The 17,761-nt window shown below is 60.6% G+C and carries 12 protein-coding genes and 1 pseudogene; 2 read left to right on the top strand and 11 right to left on the bottom strand.

All coding sequences use genetic code 11. The features are described from left to right. Positions 1-12: 12 nt before the first annotated feature. From BV106_RS18360 to BV106_RS18315, 10 genes are all read right to left on the bottom strand, one after another. Complete coding sequence (locus BV106_RS18360; RefSeq protein ID WP_038167106.1) at positions 13-543, bottom strand: hypothetical protein; 531 nt, start codon at positions 541-543, stop codon at positions 13-15. A gap of 253 nt (positions 544-796) precedes the next feature. Next, positions 797-1,252 (bottom strand): hypothetical protein, encoded by a 456-nt coding sequence (locus BV106_RS18355; RefSeq protein WP_038167105.1) that lies wholly within the window; start codon positions 1,250-1,252, stop codon positions 797-799. Between the two features lie 149 nt (positions 1,253-1,401). Beyond that, entirely contained in the window at positions 1,402-2,640 is a 1,239-nt protein-coding gene (locus BV106_RS18350; protein ID WP_038167104.1) for a M20/M25/M40 family metallo-hydrolase, read from the bottom strand. Between the two features lie 20 nt (positions 2,641-2,660). Then, positions 2,661-3,662: an enolase C-terminal domain-like protein gene (locus BV106_RS18345; protein ID WP_265595823.1), complete on the bottom strand. Its 1,002-nt coding sequence runs from the start codon at positions 3,660-3,662 to the stop codon at positions 2,661-2,663. Positions 3,663-3,759: 97 nt separating this feature from the next. Continuing rightward, a complete protein-coding gene (gene fabD, locus BV106_RS18340; RefSeq protein ID WP_038167100.1) occupies positions 3,760-4,692 on the bottom strand; it encodes an ACP S-malonyltransferase in 933 nt (310 codons plus the stop codon). A gap of 42 nt (positions 4,693-4,734) precedes the next feature. Beyond that, a complete protein-coding gene (locus BV106_RS18335) occupies positions 4,735-5,856 on the bottom strand; it encodes a glycerate kinase (RefSeq protein ID WP_038167099.1) in 1,122 nt (373 codons plus the stop codon). A gap of 86 nt (positions 5,857-5,942) precedes the next feature. Then, a complete protein-coding gene (locus BV106_RS18330; protein ID WP_038167098.1) occupies positions 5,943-7,925 on the bottom strand; it encodes a hypothetical protein in 1,983 nt (660 codons plus the stop codon). A 57-nt stretch (positions 7,926-7,982) separates the two neighbouring features. Further along, positions 7,983-8,954 (bottom strand): glycosyltransferase family 2 protein, encoded by a 972-nt coding sequence (locus tag BV106_RS18325; protein ID WP_051946025.1) that lies wholly within the window; start codon positions 8,952-8,954, stop codon positions 7,983-7,985. Positions 8,955-9,019: 65 nt separating this feature from the next. After that, positions 9,020-10,468 (bottom strand): DUF1501 domain-containing protein, encoded by a 1,449-nt coding sequence (locus BV106_RS18320; RefSeq protein WP_038167097.1) that lies wholly within the window; start codon positions 10,466-10,468, stop codon positions 9,020-9,022. A 5-nt stretch (positions 10,469-10,473) separates the two neighbouring features. Then, the gene (locus BV106_RS18315) at positions 10,474-13,689 is read right to left on the bottom strand and encodes a DUF1553 domain-containing protein (protein WP_265595822.1); all 3,216 of its coding nucleotides are present in this window, start codon (positions 13,687-13,689) and stop codon (positions 10,474-10,476) included. Between the two features lie 167 nt (positions 13,690-13,856). Here BV106_RS18315 and BV106_RS18310 point away from each other — a divergent pair, with 167 nt between their 5' ends. Beyond that, complete coding sequence (locus tag BV106_RS18310) at positions 13,857-15,827, top strand: hypothetical protein (protein ID WP_265595821.1); 1,971 nt, start codon at positions 13,857-13,859, stop codon at positions 15,825-15,827. Positions 15,828-15,861: 34 nt separating this feature from the next. On the opposite strand, the gene BV106_RS18305 is transcribed toward BV106_RS18310, so the two are convergent. Then, a complete protein-coding gene (locus tag BV106_RS18305; RefSeq protein ID WP_038167093.1) occupies positions 15,862-16,935 on the bottom strand; it encodes a PA0069 family radical SAM protein in 1,074 nt (357 codons plus the stop codon). A 177-nt stretch (positions 16,936-17,112) separates the two neighbouring features. Between BV106_RS18305 and BV106_RS18300 the strand changes: the two are divergent. Continuing rightward, positions 17,113-17,761 (top strand): annotated as a pseudogene (locus BV106_RS18300) (hypothetical protein); the annotation flags it as partial.

The raw sequence follows: 17,761 nt of genomic DNA, 5'->3' as shown, positions 1-17,761 counted from the left end.
ATAGACATGACATCAGCCCTTCAGTTTGCCACTGGAAATATCCAGCAGTCTTTGCTTCATGTGTTCAATGGCCGATTTCAATTCTCCCGCCCTCTCTTCTGTCGCACCACTCTGGTCTACAATAGCCTGCAGGCGCCCAACCATTTCTACGATCTCCGCTGACGTTATGTGATCCAGCACATCTCTAGCGAGGCGTCGCACTTCCACTCTCTCATCCACTACCAGTTTGATCAGGTGGTTGACTCGGTAGTTCTTTCCGAATATCTCCGTGGCGTCGTGAAACATTCTATCATACGCTAAGGCTTCAAGGGCCAGCATACGTTTTTCGGGCTGCTTGGAACCGGCAAGTATATCAACATAGAACTTTAGGAGAAGGGGGTCGCGATCCTTCATCAGGATAAATATTTGCTCATCGTCTGAAGACCAGGGCGATTTTGCTTCCTGTGGTGGGGACTTCTGGTCATCCCCCAACCCATCGACTGCCGAAAGAGCGATTGACACGGCAATCACCTTCAATCCCAGAAGTACCTTATCGCGAATCATAGCTGCAAGATGACGTCAAGCTCAGGCAATAGAGCAAGAAACACGGGCGGAGCACCAGATCAGCCAAGTATCCGGGACAAGTCGCGTCATACGGGGAACTTGATTGGCACCAGCACCATTGTCAATTGCGCAGCTCGAAGTACCAGCATCATGCCCGCCAAACACCTCCCGAGAGATGCGGTTGTCCGCCAGGGCATACGCATCGCCCCAAGCATTCGGGTGGCTGAGCTTACTCCTGCGCGAACGTCTCATTCTATTTCTCTTTCAACTTTCGCTCATTCCTCAGACGGGCATTCGTGTCCCTAAGCTCAGTCACCCCACCCATCCTCATATGATAGTTACCATCGGGAGACCGAAGACAATCCTTCAGCTGCGAATCTATCCTATACACCTTCGGCTCCAGGTCTTCCAGCCTGTCTGTTGACTTTGGCTCCCACTTGATGCTAATCGATCCATCTGGAGATTCCGCCCAACGACCGCGCCTGTGCCAGTCCTCAAGCTGCAACGTTGGCGGAATATTCCACCAAGATGTCATAACCCTTCCATCAGAGAAGAAAATTATAACAAAATCTTCCACATCGCCGTCCAAATAGACGCCAGGAATTTTACTCGCCCTGACTTCATGATCTACGGGATCATCGGGGGCAACCGCTCCAAGGATAGACAACATAACGACCAGAGCGAGCACTAATACGGCGACTGTTTTCATACCATTTCCGTTGACGTGTTACCTCCAACAAACAACTACACTCAACACTAGGACGCGAAGAAGCCCCAACATCTACGTATAAAATGTCGAAAAACAGCAAGAAGATTCTCTTCCGCATGAAGAGGATCCTCGCAGCAGGGCGACATCTCTCAGGCCCCTTCCAGTTCTGCCTCACGCCCCAGCAGCTTCAAGATCCCCAGCACATTGATCGCAGCCTTTGGCACGAAGGAAGCCGGTACCACGTACTCGGGCACCTTGGTCCCGTCCGCGCTGCGCTCCGAACAGTGAGCATTGGCTCCGAAGGGCCCCAGACCATCCAGTGTGGGTCCCAAGTGACAGAGGTAGTTCGCATCACTCAACCCACCACGGGGCACTGAGATCACCTGATGATCCAGTGACGCCGCTGCGTCAGCCCAGCACTGGAACAACTGCTGCGTGCGTTCGTCATTGGGCCACCCGGGGGTGCCCCCCTCGCAGATCACTTCGATTCTGGGTTCACTCCTCGAAGGATCTCCCTCAGTCGCGAGGGCCTCCACCGCCGTTTGAGCCTCTTTCAAGACATGCGGATCAAAGGCCCGCATCTCGAGTTCGGCCGTTGCTTCATGCGGCACCCGGTTCGTGACCGTACCTCCGTGAATCACCCCAACGTTCACCGTGAGTCCATCGTCATAGCTGGTCAGCGCTGCCGCCGCTTTCACAGCATCCACCAGTCCCACGATGGCATTAATCCCTTCGGCATGGGAACTGCCCGCATGGGCCGCTTTCCCATGGGCAGCAAGCCGATAACTCGCACGTCCTTTCCGGGACGTCACCAGATGATAAGCCCCGCCCACCATGGGGCCACCTTCGTACACCAGCACCGCGGTCGCCCCCTGGGGGTTGCGCTCCACCGTTCTGACCCCGAAGTCGGCACTCATCACCTCCTCAGCTGCATTCAGCGCAATGAGCCAGTTAGTTTCCTCGAACACCTTGGGAGCCAGACGTTGCAGCGCCCCCAGGATCATCCAGATCAACACAGTGCCACCTTTGATGTCCACGGTACCGGGACCATAGATGCGCCCCTCCTCCGGCACGGGTTCCCATTGAAAGTTCTCCCGCAGTTCTTCCTCGGGAGGGAACACCGTGTCCAAGTGAGACACCAGCAAGACTTGCGCCCCGGTCGCCCTAGGACGTCGGAGATACAGGTGCGAGCCGTGCGTTGGCTCTGTGGAGGGCACAAACTCGGGCTCAAACCCCAGTTCGGCGAAGGCATCCGCCGTCAGCTTGCCCAGGACGTTCACCCCTTCCTTGTTGGTCGTGAAGCTGTTGATCCTCACCATGCGCTCCAGCCATTCGAGCGCCTCCGGCATCTGGGAGGTGAGCCAGTCAATCAAGGGCTGTGAATTCATAGCAGGCAATTGAAGATTCGTCAGCGAGGGGTCGCGCCTAGTCCCGGCAGGTCGCGCAACTGGAGACGCCCCTGTTCATCATACGATACGCCTTCGTAGTCATCGTCCGACACATACAGATGGCCGTCCAGATCAATCCAGTCGGCAAGAGGCGCCAGGTGGGCTGCCGCCGTCACGCCGATGCTGCTCTCGATCATACACCCCAGCAGCACGCCCATGCGGCTGGCCCGGGCAAAACGGATCATGGTTTGAGCTTCTGCGATGCTCCCGCATTTGAGCAGTTTCACATTCACGCCGTCCACCAGGCCTGCAAGCGTCAGCACATCATCCGGCCCCTGCGCACTCTCATCGGCGTAGAGCGGAATGGAATGCGAAGGCAGGAGGTACTTCAGTTCCCGCCAAAACTCAGAGCCGCCATCATGGTGGAATGGCTGCTCCACCAGCGTCAGGTCATACTTGGCCAGCTTCGGCAGGATCGCCGCCGTCTCCTCCACGGTCCATCCCCCGTTGGCATCCACCAGCAGCTTTGCATCCGGTGCCGCCTTCCTCGCGGTGGCGACGATGGCCTCGTCGAACTCGACATTGCCACTTCCCGTCTTGAGTTTCAGCACCTGAAACTGCCGACTCACTTGGGCGACTTTTTCCGCGAACTCGTCCAGATCGGTGGGGATGCTGAAGGATCGGCAACCGGGCGGAGTCAGGGCAGGATCCAGATGCAGCAACTGCCCCAGCGTCTGCCCTTTTTCCCGGCCCACCGCGTCATGCCAGAGCAGATCCAGCGCCAGACGGCCCAGGCGCGGCCCGTCTTTGGGCGCAGGACTGCCATTCCAATCAAGACTCTGCAGCCATTCCAAGGTAACAGCGGCGCTCTCCTTGTAATACGGCACGACGGGAGCCTCGCCCACTGCTCCGTTCCAGTGCAGTCGTAGCACCTGACGCTCCGTGGACGTGCCATGGGCGATGCGAAACGGCTCCGTGAGTTGCAGGGTCTTCAGCCCGGCCTGCAGGGGTGTTGCACTCATGGACCCGACCATAGAACGGCTTGGCCGGAGACACAAGAGCGGCGGACTTTCCGATGAAAGCCGCCGCCCCAAACTGAAACCTTTATGAGCTAGAGGATCAGGCGTTCAACTCCGCCACTGCCGCCTCGATTCCCTTCACATCCTCAATCGAAAGCACCTTCACGCCCTTCTGGATGCGGCCCATCAAGCCCGCAAGCACCCCGCCGGGGCCGAGTTCAAGGAACAAATCATGCCCCTCCTTGAGCAAAAGCTGCATGGACTCGGACCAGCGCACGGAGCCAGTCACCTGGCGCTCCAAGGTGGTGCGGATCACGATGTCGCTCGTCACGGCATCCGCCTCGTAGTTGCTCACCACCGGGGTCGATGAGAGCTGCACGGGCGTGTTCTGCAAGACTGCGGCCAGCTTGTCCTGGGCAGACTTCATGAGCCGGGAGTGGTAAGCTCCGGCCACGGTGAGTTCCACTGCCTTGCGAATGCCCTTGTCCTTGGCCTTGGCCACCGCGGCTTTGATGCCATCCACACTGCCGCTCAGCACGATCTGGCCGGGAGCGTTCAGATTGGCCACATCCACATCGCACTCTGCAGCGAGTTCCCGCACCGCACTTTCCTCGCCCCCAATCAGGGCCGCCATCCCGCCCTTGGTCTCCTCGCAGGCTTCTTCCATGAAGGTGCCGCGCTGATAGACCAGCTTCAAACCGGTTTCGAAATCGAACGTGCCCGCCGCAGCGTGGGCGGTGAACTCTCCCAGGGACAGGCCCGCACAAGCGGCCACTTCGAGATCGGGCACCAGATCCTTCAACACTTCCAACACCGCTAGGCCGTGGGTGTACAGAGCGGGCTGACAGCGGGAGGTACGGGTCAATTCCTCAATGGGCCCTTGAAACATTGCCTCGGAAAGCTTGAAGCCCAGCGTCTCATCCGCACGGTCGATCAAGGCTTTGGCTTTGGGATACGCGGCGGCCAGATCCTGGCCCATGCCCACCTTCTGGGCACCTTGGCCCGAGAACAACAAAACAACTTTTTTACCCATAAATTCAACAGATCTAACGAGAAATTCAATGACCGAAACGACTCACACGGGAGCCATAAATTCGTAGTGAGAGGCCCACTTGGTGATGGCCTGTTCGAGGAGTTCGGAGGCCCGACGGATGGCCTCGGGAATCGGCACCTCCGGGGGCTTCACCTGCACCAGACCATCAAAGCGGCGACGCAATTCGGGGCTGTCATCGATGATGCCACCGACGCCGATCACCCGTTTCCCCGCCTCGCGGGCCATGTCTGCCACGCCCAGGGGCCCCTTGCCGTGCAGAGTCTGGGCATCCAGTTTGCCCTCGCCCGTGATGACCAGGTCCGCTTCCAGGATGTGTTCTCTCAAGCCGGTGACCTCAGCCACCAGATCGAAGCCGCTCTGAAGGCGGGCTCCACAGAAACTCATGAGACCAAAGCCCAACCCGCCCGCGGCACCAGCCCCGGGCTCGTTTTGATGATCGCACCCCAGATCCCGGCGGACCATGTCAGCCAGGCGGGTCATGCGCTGTTCGAAAAACGGCAGATCCTTCACCCCCTTTTGCGGGCCATAAACGTGCGTGCAACCATGCTCACCCAGCAGCGGATTGGTCACGTCGCACGCCACCACCACGTCCACCGGCAGTCGATGCGTCTTGGCAATCCGACGCACCTTTTCAATTTCCGCGGGCAGGTCTTCGACGGTCACTTCGTCAGAGTCCAGAAACCTGACGCCCAGCGCGGAAGCCATGCCCGTGCCGCCGTCGTTGGTGGCGCTCCCGCCGATGCCGATCAAAATGCGCTTCACCCCCTGCTCCAGAGCATGGAGCATCAGTTCGCCCGTACCCCGCGTGGTCGCCACGGCAGGATCCAGCGGCAGATCATTCACAATGGCCAGCCCGGAGGCCGCGCTCATCTCCATGACCGCCTCGGTGTGGCCCTTGCGGTCGATGATGCCATACCTGGCCACCCGGTCCCGTCCCCTGGCGTCGTGCACGGGCGCTTCATGCCACTGCCCGCCCACGCAGGTCATGATGGCCTCGGTGAAGCCCTCGCCACCGTCCGCAATGGGACACGTGCAGATCTCTGCCTCCACTCCGGCCGCGGCCAGCCCGCGTCGGACGGCATCCGACGCCTCACGGGCGGACAGGGAGCCTTTAAACTTGTCCAGAGCAAGCAGGATACGCATGGTGTCTTCCTAGCAGCAGTGATCGGAGTTTCAACGGTTTCTGGGGAGAACCTTCACCCCATCTTGGGCTGGTTTCGCCCCCGTTGTCATTTCAATTGTTCCCAGTTCGGGTTGCCTTTCCCCTTCTCCAGGAACCAGTGCAGATTCACCTCCTTGGGATCGCTCCCCAGCTTCTTCACCCTTTTCTTGACGGTATCCACCTCAAAGAAGCCGGACATTGGATAGACCCGCTGGCTCTTGTAATCCAGAGCCCAGGCCATGATCCGGTGCTCCCCGGCAGGCAGCTGCTGGAAGGAAAAGCTACCCCGGAATCCCGCCAGCCCCTCCTGCTCCAGAGAGCCGGGCGGTGTGTGCACAAATTGAAGGTCCCGCGCCATCAGATCCACAAGGTAAAGCGGCATCCCCATGACCTGGCAGACGTGAAAGATCTCCCAGTGCCCGTCCGCCTTGTCTTTGTAGGCGAAGATCACGGCGTCCGCCACGCGGATGCGATTGGGCAGGCAGGCGAACCCTTCGACGACAGCCTCGGCCTCCCCATCAACCCCATGCACCACGCAGGACCGGAAGAAGGCCGTGTTCTGATTCAGCAGTTTGGGAGTCAGGCTGAAGTTGTCCAACCGTGCATTTTTGAGCATCGGCGGATTAAGCAAGTTCAGCTCGTTGGCCTTTCGCGCCAGATCACGGTTTCCGGCAATATCGCCTTCCGTATTGTACACCGTGTTGAAGAACAGGGTGTTGGCTGCACCACGGAGTCGGGAGGACTCCCAGACCGCCATCATGCGCTCGCCGAAGGTCCAGGACACCGCCTGTACCACCACCAGCATGTAAGCCCCCGCCGTCACGGTCTGCACCGTCACCTTGCTCCACTGGGGGCGCCGATGCCGGATTTCCCGCGAGACCATCCACACGAGCACCACCAAAGAGATCGTCAGCGGCACCGCATGGATGGTGTACCGGGCATGGATGGCATTGTCCCCTGATTGGGAGGCCCAGCTGCGCCCCACCGCCGTCAGCACCGCAGCGCCCACCGAGTAGCCGCCGAAGAGCAGCCACGGCAGCAGCCGCTGTCGCAGGGTCTCATCCTTGAACTTCTTCAACCACAACAGGGAGAACGCCGCTACCAGCGCCAGCGAAAGCCCCCCCAGCAGCAATGACGCGTCCATCACGGAAACACTCCAGCCGCGCCCCAAGTGGCACCCCAGGAACCGCACGACAAACTCCAGGCCTTTGCCGGGGTTCTTGAAGAAGGAACTGAAGTTCCTCCCCATGGTCTGCTCCTCCCCCTGTTTATAGGAGAACTGGGGATCCGTCTCGTTCTTGAGATCGTGGAAATACAACCCCATGGTCACCAGAAACACCCCGATCCAGGCGATCAGGAAGAGGTAGCGGCTCTGCGTCTTGGGGATCGCCCCCGACCACAGGATCATCGGGATCATCAACACCCAGACCAGGATGCCCGTGGCGAAGCACTGGGTGGCACATTGGGCACACAGGACCGCCCCGATGAAACGGATCCACAACGGCCACCGGGAGAGCAGCAGCACCATCGCCAGCGACAGGAAGAAGGCCGGGCAGATGACCTGGAACATCATCGCCCACAGCACGATCCGGTAGTGCACCGGGGAAAAGAGCGCCACGCTCGCCAGAGCCAGGAGCGGCCACCAGACCCGGAACGGAGCCCCCGTCGTCTTGCGCAGCAGCACTCCCACATTCACCAGCGTCAGGGCCAACAACACCCAACTGAGCCACATCTGACCCGTATAATTACCCGGAGAGAAATGGTGAAACAGCATGATCACCCCCCGGACAAACGCCATCCGGTGCTCCATCTGCACCATGAAGAAATCCTGCCACCGCAGGGTCCCTTCAGCCAGCTTGGCATCCATGTGGACGAACATCCAGTCGTCCAGGAACGGGATGTTCACTTTGTGCTCCTGAATCAGACGATTGAGCAGGATCGCAGGCAGCAGCACCAGCAACCAGGGCACGATCCGCTTCAGCCAAGGCCATGCGGTTTCAAACCAGACACGGCTGCGTGTGGCGGGGGCTGGGACAATCTCTGATGCCATAGTACGAGGAAGCGCGGATCAAAGCACCCCCCGCGCCCCTCGGCAAGCAATAGCTCGTCACTCCGTTTTTTCCGCGATAACAGTGACCGGCCGCCGCTTCACCTCCTTGATCACCACGGCCAGGTACTCCCCGATGATGCCCAGACAGAAGAAGAGGGCGGAGGAGATGAACGAGGTGTAGAGCACCAGCGTCGCCGTCCCGGGATTGGCCCCCACGTAGTAGCCGAAGAGTGAGAAACTGGGAAAGACCCGGTTCAAGAGGAACAATCCGGCAGCCAGCAGCGTGATGAACCCCATGAACAGCCCGACCAGTGTGGCCAGGCGAAGGGGGGCGGTGCTGAAGTTTACCAGGTTGTTGATCGCCAGCACCGCGAGGCGGGTCAGGTTGTATTTGCTCTGCCCGTGAAGGCGCGGCGGGCGGAGATAGGTGATGGTGTCCTGCTTGAACCCCACCCAGGAGCGCAGTCCGCGGTGGACGGGAGCAGCCTCCCCCAGGCGGCAGAGAGCGGCGTGCGCGCGGCGGTTCACCACGCAGAAGTCCCCACTGTCCAGAGTGTAATCGTGCTCAGCCAACCAGCCCATCAGGCGGTAAAAGGTCTTGTAGGCAATGCAGAGCCACCAAGGGGCCTCTTCACGCTTGCCACGCACGCCAGCGCAGATGTCCACGCCGCCGTCCACCACTCTCCGGTAGAGCTGCATCAGCACATCCGGTGGGTCTTGCAGGTCGCAGTCGATGACCCCGATGCACTCGGCCCGCGCATTCACGATTCCCGTCCAGACAGCGGGCTGGTGCCCGAAGTTGCGGCTCAGCCGGATTCCCTGGTACCGGGGATCCTTGGCATGGAGCTCCCAGATCATGGACGGGGTGGCGTCCCGGCTGCCATCATCCACAAACAGAATCTGCCACGAGCCAGCTGTTCCCTCTTCCAGCACGGGCGTCAGTTTCTCCACAAGCACAGGGATCGACTCCTGCTCATTGTAGCAGGGTATCACCACACAAAACTTCGGCAGCGCCGGGGACTCTGTCATCGGCGCGGATACTCCACCGTCGGCCCGGGGATGCAACTGGGAAAAGTCCGCAGAACGCGACCCGATCATGCCAGAATCCCTTTCACCACACTCCCCGACACATCCGTGAGCCGGAAGTCCCGTCCCTGAAAGCGGTAGGTGAACCGCTCGTGATCAATCCCCAGCAGATGCAAAAGGGTCGCATGGAAATCATGCACATGCACGGGATCCCGCACGATGGCATGCCCCAGCTCATCCGTCTCCCCATAGGTCACCCCCGGCTTCACACCGCCTCCCGCCATCCAGAAGGTGAAGCAGTTCGGGTGATGATCCCTGCCCCCCTGGCCCATCTTGCCCAGACGCCCCTGCAGGTAGCAGGTGCGGCCAAATTCCCCACCCCAGATGACCAGGGTGTCCTTCAGCATGTCACGCTGTTTGAGATCGGCGATGAGCGCGGCGCAGGGCTGGTCCACTTCCTGGGCCAGGACAGGGAACCCCTTCTCCATGTTGCTGTGCAGATCCCATCCTGGATGGAAGAGTTGGACGAACTTCACGCCACGCTCAGCCAGACGGCGCGCCTGGATGCAGTTCGCCGCGAAAGTCCCCGGATTGCGAGCATCAGGACCATAGAGGTCAAAGATGTGGTCCGGCTCTTCCTTCAGGTCCGTCACCTCGGGGATCGAGGTCTGCATGCGGAAGGCCATCTCGTACTCCGCCCACCGGGCATCGAGCGCAGCAGCCGTGGCGGCTTGGGAACTCACACCTGACTGCGCGGCCTGAAGATCTTTGAGACCATCCAGCACCCGCTTCGTCGTGTCGCGACTCACGCCAGCCGGGTCTCCCAGATAAAGCACTGGATCCTTGGAAGCGCGAAACTGCACGCCTTCATACTGTGTCGGGAGGAACCCACTGCCCCACAGCTTGGCACTCAACGGTTGATCCACGGAACGGCGTGAGATCATGGTGATGAAGGCCGGCAGGTTCTGGTTGTCACGCCCCAGCCCATACTGCACCCAGGACCCCACGCTGGGGCGACCTGCCAGCGGTGAACCGGTCTGGATAAACGTGATGGCCGGGTCATGATTCACCGACTCTGAGTGCATCGACTTGATGAAACAGAGGTCGTCCACCATCTTCGCCGTGTGGGGAAAGGCATCGCTCACCCACGCCCCACTCTGGCCATACTGCTTGAAGTCGTACGAGGAGCCTTTGAGCTGGAAGAGTGTCTGATTGCCCGACATGCCGGGCAGCTTCTGCGCCCCTTTGCGATAGCTCTCAGGCAGACTGTCGCCCTGGCGCTTCAGCAGCACCGGCTTGTTGTCGAAGCTGTCCACATGCGACGGCCCGCCGCTCATGAAGAGGAAGATCACCCGCTTGGCCTTGGGAGCAAAGTGCGGCAGCCCGGGCAAGCCAGAGAGTCCCGGGGTTGCGCCCGACTCCGCGGCACCCAACAGGCTGGCAAAGGCCAGGCCGCCCAGACCACAGCCCGCCCGGCTCAACATCTGTCTCCGCGTAATGTTGGAATAGTCAGTCATGGGGATCAACGGTTGACGGCTTCCACGTGGCTCATGAGCGTGCGCACCACCATGGCCATGGCCGCCACACGGGCGGGTTCGAGATGTTCATCGGCCACATGGTGACCGTTTTGAAAGAGGGCTTTGGCTTCATCCTCATGGGCCCGATAGTGATCCGAGTGACCACTCAGCAGGCGCCGCAGGACAACCTGCTCCTGCTCGGAGGGAAGCCGGCCCAGCAGCAGCCTGAAAGCTGCCGCACAGGCCGCCGCATCATCATCCCCGGCTTCCTTCAAAACCCGGGCCGCCAGCACCCTCTGAGCCTCCACATACTGGGGATCGTTCAGCAACACCAGCGCCTGCACCGGAGTGCTGGTCTTCTCCCGGCGTACCACGCAAACCTCGCGCGTGGGGGCATCGAACGCCGCCAGATTCGGAGGAGCCAGCGTGCGCCTCCAGAAGGTGTAGAGGCTGCGTCGATACAGGCCTTCCCCCTGGCTCTCCACGTAATTCTGCTGCAAGCCGCTGTCGCGATAGATTCCCAGAGGCAGATAAGGATACACACTGGGGCCACCCACCTTGTCCGCAAAGAGTCCGCTGGCGGCCAGCGCTTGATCACGCAGTTCCTCCCCGGCCAGACGGACCACCGGCCCTCGAGCCAGCCACTTGTTGGCAGGATCGGTCGTCAACTGGGCGGGATCCGCTGGAATCGCGTTCTGTCCAAAGGTTCCTGAGAGCGCGATCATGCGGCACAGCCGTTTCATATCCCAGCCGTGATCACGGAAGTCGCAAGCCAGCCAGTCGAGAAGTTCCGGGTGGGAGGGCAGTTCCCCGCGCGTGCCAAAATCCTCCGGCGTGCCCACCAACCCGCGACCAAAGAACATCTGCCAGACGCGATTGACCGCCACCCTGGCCACTAGCGGATGCTGCGGACTCACCAGCCACTGGCCAAAGCCAAGCCGGTTGCGCGGGGCACCATCCGGCCACGGCAGGATCTGCTGCGGCACATCCGGCTGCACCGGCTCACCTTTTTGACGGTGGTCACCGCGCAAGCGCACAAAATTGGGCCGCGCCACGGGCAGATCCTGCATCACCATGATCTCCAGCACCTCATTGGTCACGGCGGTACGGGCCTCGCGTAGTTTCCTCAGCTCCGCATGGGCCTTCTTCCAGCCATCGTGTCTGAGGGCCAGCCACCAGTCCAGCCAGTCCGCCGTCTGGGATGGCACGCCAGCAAGGTTCTTGACCTCACCCGCGGAGATGTCGCGACCGAACAGGTAGTACTCGTCCACCCCGCAGTTTTTGAGCGGCGAATCATGCTCCCGCCCTCCCAGGGTGAAACGCACCTGGTCGATGCCGATGTCCCCCCACTCCTCGCGGCGGGAGATGTCCCTCTTCAGGTTGTCGTGCACCACCTCCACGGAGGCCAACTCCCCGTTGATGTACAACTTCATGCCCTCAGCCCGGCTGGAGCCGTCATAGGTCACGGCGAGATGGCTCCACTCGTTCAGCGGCAGGGAGGTCCGGGCGCGGATGCGAATCTCATTGCCGGGGAAGAAGTGCATCAGGGCGAAGGAAGGCACCTCGTTGTCCAGCACCACCTCATAGCCCCGCCCATCATCGTTGCCACCACGGGAACAGGCCACCACCGTTGCCCGCTCACGCGATTCACCCGGCTGGAGCCAGACGGCGAAACTGAAGGCGTCATACTCGTTGAAATCGCCCATGCGCGGGATGTTTATTTCATCATCCCCCTTCATGAGCATGGCCTTGCCACGAGCTCCTTTTTCGATGGGATCCAGCTTCACCCGGAGCCGTGCAGCCTTCTCCTTGTCCTCACGATTCAGCAGCACCCGATCACCGTCCTGCCTCGCCACTGATTCCGGTTCAAAATCGAAGTGCGCCTTGGCCCGTTGGGTCCAGGGATTGAACTCCCGATAGCCGAACAGCGCCTTGATGCCATTGACAAGACCGGACTTGGACGCCCCAGGGATCCCCTCTTCGGCGATCTGTATTTCAAAGGCGGCCGTCGCCTCCTTGCGCATAGCCTCCAGGGCATGCTCACGCGTCTCGATCTGGTGCTGCAGGTCCACCAGCTTCGCCTCCTGAGAGGCATCAGGCAGCAGCAGTGAGGGCGAAGGCGTGGCCTTGGGGCAGAACTGCGAGTACACGCCGTTCTCGTCGATATTGTCGAAGAAGGCCGCCATCTGCCAGTACTCGCGCTGGCTGATCGGATCGTATTTGTGGTCGTGGCACTTGGCGCACTCGATGGTGAGCCCCATGAAGGCCAGACCATTGGCCCGCACCCGGTCACTCACCTGATCTAGCCGGAATTCCTCAGGATCGCTCCCGCTCTCATTGGACTGCTGCGCCAGCCGGTTGAAGGCAGTGGCCACCTTCTGATCTCGCGTGGATCCCGGCAGGAGGTCACCGGCCGTTTGAGCGAGGACAAACTGATCGTAAGGAAGGTTGTTGTTGAAGGAGCGGATCACCCAGTCTCGCCAGGGCCACACCAGCATGTCACCGTCTTCATGGCGGCCATAGCTGTCGGCATAGCGCGCCGCATCCAGCCAGTCCTTGGCAAGATGTTCGCCATAGGAACGTGAGCCCAGCAAGCGATCCACCACTTTGGCCCGTGCATCGGCTTCCGTTCCTGAGGTGTCACCGAGGAATGCGTCCATTTCCTTGATCCCCGGGGGCAACCCGGTGAGGGCAAAGGTCACCCGACGCAGCCACGCTTCTCGATTCGCTGGCCCGGCTGGAGCCATCCCATGGTCCTCCAGTTGTTTCAGCACAAACGCGTCCACCGCACCGTCCCATCCAGATGGAAGTGTCTTGGGCGCGGGTACTTCGACCTTCTGAGGCGGAATAAACGCCCAATGCTTTTGGTACTCGGCCCCGGACTCGACCCAGCGCCGCAGAGTGGCCTTTTCATCCTCCGTGAGCGTGTTGTGGGACTTGGGCGGAGGCATCACCTCCTCCGGATCCTCTGTCAGAATGCGCTTGATCAGTTCGCTCGCCTCAGGATGACCGGGCACGACGGCCTTGCTGGACAAGGCCCCATCTCGTTCATCAAGCCGCAACTTGGCCTTGCGTTGCCGCTCGTCCGCCCCGTGGCAGTTGAAGCAATGGTCTGCCAGAATGGGGCGGACGTCCCGATTGTACTGGGGAGGCGTGGTGCCGTCCGCTCCCGAGACCGGGACCGCAGCCCCGCCCAGCATCAAGACAACAAAAGAAGACATCCAAGGATGCCGGGAGTGGTGGGTCGCGGGTTCATTTGCCATTCCTGCCGGAGGTGCTGGGACAACCCGAGGTTATTTTCCTCACGGCCAGCATCAATTAAACTTTTGTTCATGGATTTACTCTCGCACCCCGGTAATACCCGGCTATGGATCGGCCCGACGCTCACATGAACCTCGACAAAAGCCAGACCGCAGCCCCCAACAGAAGCTCGTTTTCCTGGAAACGGGTCCTGATCTTTCTCCTGGCTTTCACGCCGGCCCTCTTCACCGGCATGCTCGTCTGGGAAAAGAGCGTGGACATCGCCTGCTGGGACACCTGGGAGAATGCTCCGCTCCTGCAGAAGTGGCACAACGGCACCCTGAGCTGGCATGACCTCTATGCCCCGCAGATCCAGCACCGCATTGTCATCCCACGGCTCATCATTCTCACCCTGAGCCATTTGAGCGGCGGAGACTTCCGCTGGGAGAACTACTTCACGTTTTTCCTGTTCTTCGTGAGCGGCCTGCTCACCTGGCGCATCATGAGCAAGACCCTGGGGCGCAGCCTCTGGGTGGCCGCCCTGGCCTTTGCGGCCAACCTGCTCATCTTCTCTCCCATGCTCTTCCAGATCCTCTTCTGGGGAGCAGCCATGTGGATGGCGATTCCAGTGCCTTGCCTGTTGGCGATTCTCAATGCCTTCACTCCTGACTCGCCTGCGCCTTCCCTCCCGCCAACGGCCAAGCGTCCCTGGCTGCTGTTTGCCGCTGCGTTGCTCCTCGCGGAGATGGCCACCCACTCCTTCTCCCACGGCCTGGTCTTTTGGCCGGTGATCCTGGTTTACATCCTCCTGCATCCCAATCTGGCCCCGCTCAAGACCCGCCTTCTTATGGGGGGCATCTGGATTGCCGTGGCCGCCGGCACCATCGTCTCTTACTTCAGCAACTTCTACAACGTCGCCTTCCACGCCTACAATCTGAAACCGGGCGACTACGCTCTGGAAGGCGGCATCAGCCTCAACTCGGCGGAGAACATTAAGAAGTTCGTAGGCTTCTTCCTCGGATTCCTGGGCAACCCCTTCGCCCGCACTCCGTTTGAAGATCACCCGCTGGATTCGGCCGAGTTCTTCGGCATCTGGGTGCTGGGGGCATTCCTGGTGGTGGCAGCCTTGACGGTCTTCACCAAGACCGGTCGTCGGCTCTGGCCGCAGGCCCTGCCATGGCTGGCCCTCTCCGCCTACGTCATCGGCGTCGCCCTCTCCATCAGCAAAGGCCGGGCCCACATCGGGGAACACCGGTCCACCACCACCCGATATCTGGTCATCAGTTCCTTCCTTCCTATAGCGACCATGGCCCTGGCCTTCCTGCACAGTCGCGAGTGGGTGACCTGGCTGCGGCAAAATCCAGCCAACTGGGCCGCCCGTCTCTTTCCCTCCCATGCCGTTTCCATCGTCGCCACCGCGATGCTCGCCGTCTTCTGTACCGCCCAGATTCCCTCCTGGCGCTACTCGCTCCATCTCACAGAGATCTGGCACCGCGCCCGTTGGCAGTCGAAGGGCCTCACCATGTTCCTGCCGCACTTCCAGCTCAGCCGGGATGAGATGAACGTGCTGTGCAAAGACTACAAGTATTGCCTGGACGCGGTGAACATCCTCCGCAGCCAGGGACTCTTCAAGACTCGCATCCTGGAGTCGCCCGATCTCAGCACCTTCACCAAGGACAAGAAAACCCTGCCCAAGGACAAGGCGAACGTCCTGACCGCACAGTTCCAGGAGGATGGCGGGCTGGAGATCTCCGGCCATGCACGCTTCGGCACCAAGCACCCCAGCGATCTCGTGCTCATCACCCAGGGAGACAAGGTCATCGGCCTGATGCAGCCCCAGACCCACCAGTGGCTGCGCATCTACGGACTCGACTATGAGTTCTCGAACCTCGAGGACCTCACCGTGCCCCAGTTGTACCCCTGGAAAGGCATCGTGAAAGCCCCCGCCCTCCCTGACGGAGACCTTGCCCTTCAAGCCTGGGCACTCAATGTCAGAGACAACCGGGTGGCCCGTCTTCCCGCTCTCATCAAGATTAACAAGGCCACCAAAACCATCTCCATCGAAACCGAGGGAGGCAAGGACAAGCCCCAGTTGAAAGAGTCCCCCGACTCAAACTGAGCATTTCCTGCAAAAGCCTCTCCCGTGAATCCCGTCAAAACTGGAGCTCCATCTGAGGCCCACGCACCATCGGCTTACGGAAGGCCGCCACGCTGAGCACGGGCGGCCTTTTCTGCGCGATGCCACTTCTTCTCAGGCTGACTTGAAACACCTGCGCGATCTGGTCTGCCCACACTCCCACGCCCTTGAGACGTTTGCCAAATTCCGGGTGCGACAAGGTTCGCCCCTGTGATTCCTCAATCCTGCCCAGCACCTTTTCCCTTTGCCCAGGAACGTGCTCATCCAGCCAGTCCGCAAACACGTCTTTCACGGCAAAGGGAAGCCGCACCACGGTATAGCTGGCAAAGCTCGCCCCGGCCTCTGCCGCCGCCTCGATGATGGCGGGCAACTCATGATCGTTCAGCCCGGGGATCATGGGCGCAGCCGATACCCCGACCGGCACTCCTGCCTCATGCAACGTTCGCATGGCCTGAAGACGCATGGCGGGCGAGGAGGCTCTCGGTTCCAGCACATGCGCGAGCTTGGGATCCAGAGACGTGATCGAGAGATACACCGCCGCGGCATGATCCGCAGCCAGCTTGGCCAGCAGATCAATGTCCCGGGTGACCAGATGGTTCTTGGTGATCAACACCACTGGATGATGACACTCCGCCAGCACTTCCAGACAGCCTCGGGTGATCTTCATGCTCCGCTCCACCGGCTGGTAGCAGTCCGTCACCCCGCTCATGGCCAGCCGGTCCGGTTCGTACTTCGGTCGCATCAGGGCTGACCGCAGGAGCCCGGGAGCATCCGGCTTGACCATGATGCGCGACTCAAAGTCCAGTCCGGCACTGAACCCGAGGTATTCATGCGTGGGTCGTGCATAGCAATAGGCGCAGCCGTGTTCACACCCGCGGTACGGATTGATGCTCCCGCCAAATCCCAGATCCGGGCTGTTGTTGGTCGTAATGATGCTCTGGGAATGATCCACAAAGAACTTCGTCGTCACCTTCGATGGGGCCTCCCCCTCCTCATAGCTCACGTGAAGCTGGGTGAATCTCTGGTCTGGATTGTCCCCGGCTCCACGACCGCGAGGACGGGTTGCCTGCGCCTGAGAAGCTTCGTTCATGGGCAAAGACTACAGTTCATTTGAACACATGTCAAACCTGTATCTGCCACCTGCTTTGGCGAGACTTTTGCTTCTTTAGCCCCGGATTGAGCCAAAGGAAGATATCCCCTCGGGTTGACAGCCCACTTCGCCCCCCTAGTTTGACCGCCCTCTTTCCATCTGCTACGCACCGAACACATGAGCACTGCCGCAACGAACAAGCCCGCTTACAACGTCAAGAATCCGTTCATCGCGCGCCTCAAGCGTGCCTATGACCTGACCGGCCCCGGTGCATCCAAGAACACGCGTCACTACGAGATCGACCTGACTGGCTCCGGCATGGAATTCCTCCCGGGGGACTCCCTGGCGGTGCTGCCCACGAATGACCCGGCCCTTGTGGATCTGATCCTGCAGGTGCAAGGATTCAGCGGCTCCGAAGTGGTGCCCCACCCGAAGGGCGGTGAAACCACGATCCGCCAGGCCTTGATCGAGGTCTACGCAATCACGGAAGTGGACAACAAGATTCTCAAGGCCGTGGCCGACAAGGCAGGCAACAGCGAGTTGCTCTCCCTCACCACCCCCGAGCGCAAAGAAGAGCTCAAGAAGTACCTCTGGGGCAGCGACGTGCTGGACATCCTTCAGGAAAACCCGACCGCCAAGTTTGAGCCCGCAGAACTGGCTGGCCTGCTGCGCAAGCTGAACATCCGCCTGTACTCCATCTCCTCCAGCCTCGCCGCCAATCCCGAGCAGGTGCACCTGACTGTGGCCACCGTGCGCTATGAGAGCCACGGCCGCACGCGCGGTGGTGTGTGCTCCACCTTCCTGGCAGACCGGATCGACGAGAGCA

Origin of the sequence: Verrucomicrobium sp. BvORR106 (assembly GCF_000739655.1) — a bacterium.
In the GTDB taxonomy this organism is placed as follows: domain Bacteria; phylum Verrucomicrobiota; class Verrucomicrobiia; order Verrucomicrobiales; family Verrucomicrobiaceae; genus Verrucomicrobium.
The sequence above is the reverse complement of the archived record's forward strand: the minus strand, read 5'-3'. Positions and strand labels throughout refer to the sequence as shown.

Excerpts from the sequence above, each read along its gene's own strand:
- BV106_RS18360 (WP_038167106.1), bottom strand. The coding sequence starts at position 543 with ATGATTCGCGATAAGGTACTTCTGGGATTGAAGGTGATTGCCGTGTCA.
- BV106_RS18355 (WP_038167105.1), bottom strand. The coding sequence starts at position 1,252 with ATGAAAACAGTCGCCGTATTAGTGCTCGCTCTGGTCGTTATGTTGTCT.
- BV106_RS18350 (WP_038167104.1), bottom strand. The coding sequence starts at position 2,640 with ATGAATTCACAGCCCTTGATTGACTGGCTCACCTCCCAGATGCCGGAG.
- BV106_RS18345 (WP_265595823.1), bottom strand. The coding sequence starts at position 3,662 with ATGAGTGCAACACCCCTGCAGGCCGGGCTGAAGACCCTGCAACTCACG.
- fabD (WP_038167100.1), bottom strand. The coding sequence starts at position 4,692 with ATGGGTAAAAAAGTTGTTTTGTTGTTCTCGGGCCAAGGTGCCCAGAAG.
- BV106_RS18335 (WP_038167099.1), bottom strand. The coding sequence starts at position 5,856 with ATGCGTATCCTGCTTGCTCTGGACAAGTTTAAAGGCTCCCTGTCCGCC.
- BV106_RS18330 (WP_038167098.1), bottom strand. The coding sequence starts at position 7,925 with ATGGCATCAGAGATTGTCCCAGCCCCCGCCACACGCAGCCGTGTCTGG.
- BV106_RS18325 (WP_051946025.1), bottom strand. The coding sequence starts at position 8,954 with ATGACAGAGTCCCCGGCGCTGCCGAAGTTTTGTGTGGTGATACCCTGC.
- BV106_RS18320 (WP_038167097.1), bottom strand. The coding sequence starts at position 10,468 with ATGACTGACTATTCCAACATTACGCGGAGACAGATGTTGAGCCGGGCG.
- BV106_RS18315 (WP_265595822.1), bottom strand. The coding sequence starts at position 13,689 with ATGTCTTCTTTTGTTGTCTTGATGCTGGGCGGGGCTGCGGTCCCGGTC.
- BV106_RS18310 (WP_265595821.1), top strand. The coding sequence starts at position 13,857 with ATGAACCTCGACAAAAGCCAGACCGCAGCCCCCAACAGAAGCTCGTTT.
- BV106_RS18305 (WP_038167093.1), bottom strand. The coding sequence starts at position 16,935 with ATGAACGAAGCTTCTCAGGCGCAGGCAACCCGTCCTCGCGGTCGTGGA.